Source organism: Cryobacterium sp. MLB-32 (genome assembly GCF_000738085.1).
Taxonomy (GTDB): Bacteria; Actinomycetota; Actinomycetes; order Actinomycetales; family Microbacteriaceae; genus Cryobacterium.
Map to the genome: position 1 here is coordinate 1 of NZ_JPRS01000195.1, position 3,050 is coordinate 3,050.

Here is a 3,050-nt window from a genome sequence, read left to right on the forward strand (position 1 = left end):
CCCGTTCTTGTGCTCGGCCACGATGTCGAGACCCGACTGTAAAGGACGATGATAGGTCGCTTCCGAGAAGGAATCGACGTGTCCCTGATGGTGTGTCCGCAGTCGCCCCGGGATGAGCATCTCAATGCTCTCGCCCAGCAGCTCCTCACGTGAGTATCCGAAGAGGCGTTCAGTCCGGACATTCACCAGCACGATCTGGCCGTGAGAGTTTGTCACCACCATGGCATCCGGGGCCGATTCGATCAAGATCGGAATATTCTGCGCTGAGACGCTGGCCAGCTGCTCAGCCCAATAATCTGAGGGCGGCGTTCCCGCGGCACCCTCTCGAGTCTTCTCTGGCGACACGGTCCCTGGTCCTTGCATCTTCGGCGGTGGCCGGCCGGAAACTGCACTAGTCTCCGGCGTCAATCGCTCTCAAATTTACGTTACACGAGCGATCGACCCATCAGCACATTTTCTTTGTCAGTGCGCCGCGTCGTCCCAATTGGCGCCGCGACCGACCTGAACGTCGAGGGGAACGAGCAGTTCGACCGCCGTACTCATTCGATGGGTCACGACGTCGCGCAGCGCGTCCCACTCCCCCGGGGCCACATCAAAAATCAACTCGTCATGCACCTGCAGCAGCATGCTCGATTCCATCTCATGTTCCCGCAGATCGCTCGCGATGCCGTTCATCGCGATCTTCATGATATCCGCCGCAGATCCCTGGATCGGCGCGTTGAGAGCCGCGCGCTCGGCGTTTTCGCGGAGAGCACGGTTCGGGCTGTGGAGCTCGGGGAAGGGCCGTCGTCGACCGAAGATCGTCTCCGTATACCCGTCAACCTTGGCCTGTTCGACGACATGGCGCAGGTAATCGCGTACCGCTCCGAATCGAGCGAAGTAGTCCGTCATCAGCTGCTTGGCTTCCTTGGATTCGATGCGCAGCTGCTTGGAGAGGCCGAAGGCGCTCAGACCGTAGGCAAGGCCGTAGGACATGGCCTTGACCTTGCTGCGCATCTCGGGCGAGACATCCTCCGGCTCCACACCGAAGATCCGCGACCCGACGAACCTGTGCAGGTCCTCACCGGCGTTGAAGGCTTCGATGAGGCCCGCATCCTCGGAAAGATGCGCCATGATGCGCATCTCGATTTGCGAATAGTCCGCCGTGAGCAGGCAGTCCCGCCCAGCCCCTGCCTGGAAAGCCGCGCGGATACGCCGTCCTTCTTCGGTGCGCACGGGGATGTTCTGCAGATTGGGATCCGTCGATGAAATCCGACCGGTGGAGGATCCGATCTGAATGTACGTGGTGTGGATGCGACCGGTCTCGTCGATCGCTTTGTCGAGGGTCTCCACGATCTGACGCAGCTTGGTGGCGTCCCGGTGCTTCAGCAGCAGGTCGAGGAACGGATGAGGGTTGCTCGCCTGCAGATCGGCCAGAGCGCCCGCATCGGTTGAGAAACCGGTCTTGTTTGAGCGCGTCTTGGGCATCTCGAGCTGGGTGAACAGCACATCCTGCAACTGCTTCGGTGATCCGAGATTCACCTCGCGTCCGATCTCTGCGTAGGCACGTGCGGCCAGATCGGCGGATTTCTCACCCAGCTCGTGCGAGAGTGTCGACAGTTGATCGTGGGATACCGCTACTCCGGCGAGCTCCATGTCCACCAAAACCATCAGCGTCGGCATCTCGATCTCAGCGAGCACGCGCCGGGATCCCGCATCGAGCGCTTCCAGCACGGCCGCCGACACGCGCAGGGTGTACCAGGCCTGCATGGGTACGCCACCGCCTGCCGATTCGTCGGGGACCAGTTGGTTCGGGTCAGCGACGGGCAGTTCTTCCTGCAGGTAGCGACTCACCAGCTCGGCAAGCGTCTTGTCCGGCCCTCCCGGCCTGATCAGCCAGCCGGCCACGAGCGTGTCGATCGCCAGCCCGGCAAACGCGACATTGCTGCGGCTCAGCGCCTGAATCTGCCCCTTGGCATCGTGCATGATTTTGGGAGCATCGCTGGCCAGCCACGCCTCGACCGGCGCGTAGTCACTGCGCCCTGCCTGCCAGGGCAGATTGACCGTCTCGGTGAGACTGGACAGCCCAAAGCCGATCGCCTTGCCCTCGTACACCTCGACGGTGAAGCCGAGGCCCGCCGGCGTGGCGGCCGAGGAACGGGCGATCCACCCGGCCAATTCCTCATCCAGCAGGTCCTGGGCCGGTGGCGCGACCGGTGCGGCCGGAATCTCCTGCACGGCCACGTTCGACTCCGTGCCCGCGGACGATTCGACGGCTGCTGCGCCCTCGATCTTGAGAACGCGGTCGAGCAGCGTCTTGAACTCGAGACGGGTGAAGACGTCACGCACGGCATCCGCATTCATCGGGACGCGCGTGAGATCAGCCGGGCCCACCGGAAGCTCGAGCGTGGTGATCAGGTGATTCAGCCGGCGATTCCGGATGGCGTTGTCTTTCTGCTCCCGCAGATTGTTGCCCACGACACCCTTGATCTCCTCGGCATGCTCGAGGATTCCATCGAGACTGCCATAGAGGCCAAGCCACTTGACGGCTGTCTTCTCGCCAACCTTGGAAATTCCGATCAGGTTGTCACTCGTCTCGCCGACGAGGGCGGCAACATCGGGGTACTGACCGGGGTCGACGCCGTATCGTTCGCGAACCCGTGCGGGGTCGTAGCGGGTCAGGGCGGAGACACCCTGGCTCGCCGGATAGAGCAGGGTGACCCTGTCGTTGACCAGTTGAATCGTGTCCCGGTCGCCGGAGACGACGAGCACGTCGAATCCCGCTTCGGCACCCTGAACCGAGAGGGTGGCCAGAATATCGTCCGCCTCGAAGTCTTCCTTCGTGATCGTCGTGATGTTCATGGCGGCCAGTGCCTCCTGCAGAAGCGGGATCTGGCCGATGAATTCGGTGGGAGTCGCGTTTCGGGTTCCCTTGTACGCGGGGTATTCCCTGGTACGGAACGACGCTCGTGAAATGTCGAAGGCCACAGCGATGTGCGTGGGCTTTTCATTGCGCAGCAGGCTGAGGAGCATGGACAGGAAGCCATGAATGGCATTCGTGTGCTGTCCGT

Annotated in this window: 2 protein-coding genes; both read right to left on the reverse strand. The window is 62.4% G+C overall.

Going from position 1 to position 3,050, the window contains the following annotated elements:
* The coding region (locus JF66_RS15630) for a PAS domain S-box protein (RefSeq protein WP_035879491.1) at positions 1 to 246 on the reverse strand (246 nt) is incomplete at its 3' end.
* A 216-nt stretch (positions 247 to 462) separates the two neighbouring features.
* A partial coding sequence (gene polA, locus JF66_RS15635; protein WP_035879492.1) for a DNA polymerase I occupies positions 463 to 3,050 on the reverse strand: 2,588 nt, incomplete at its 5' end.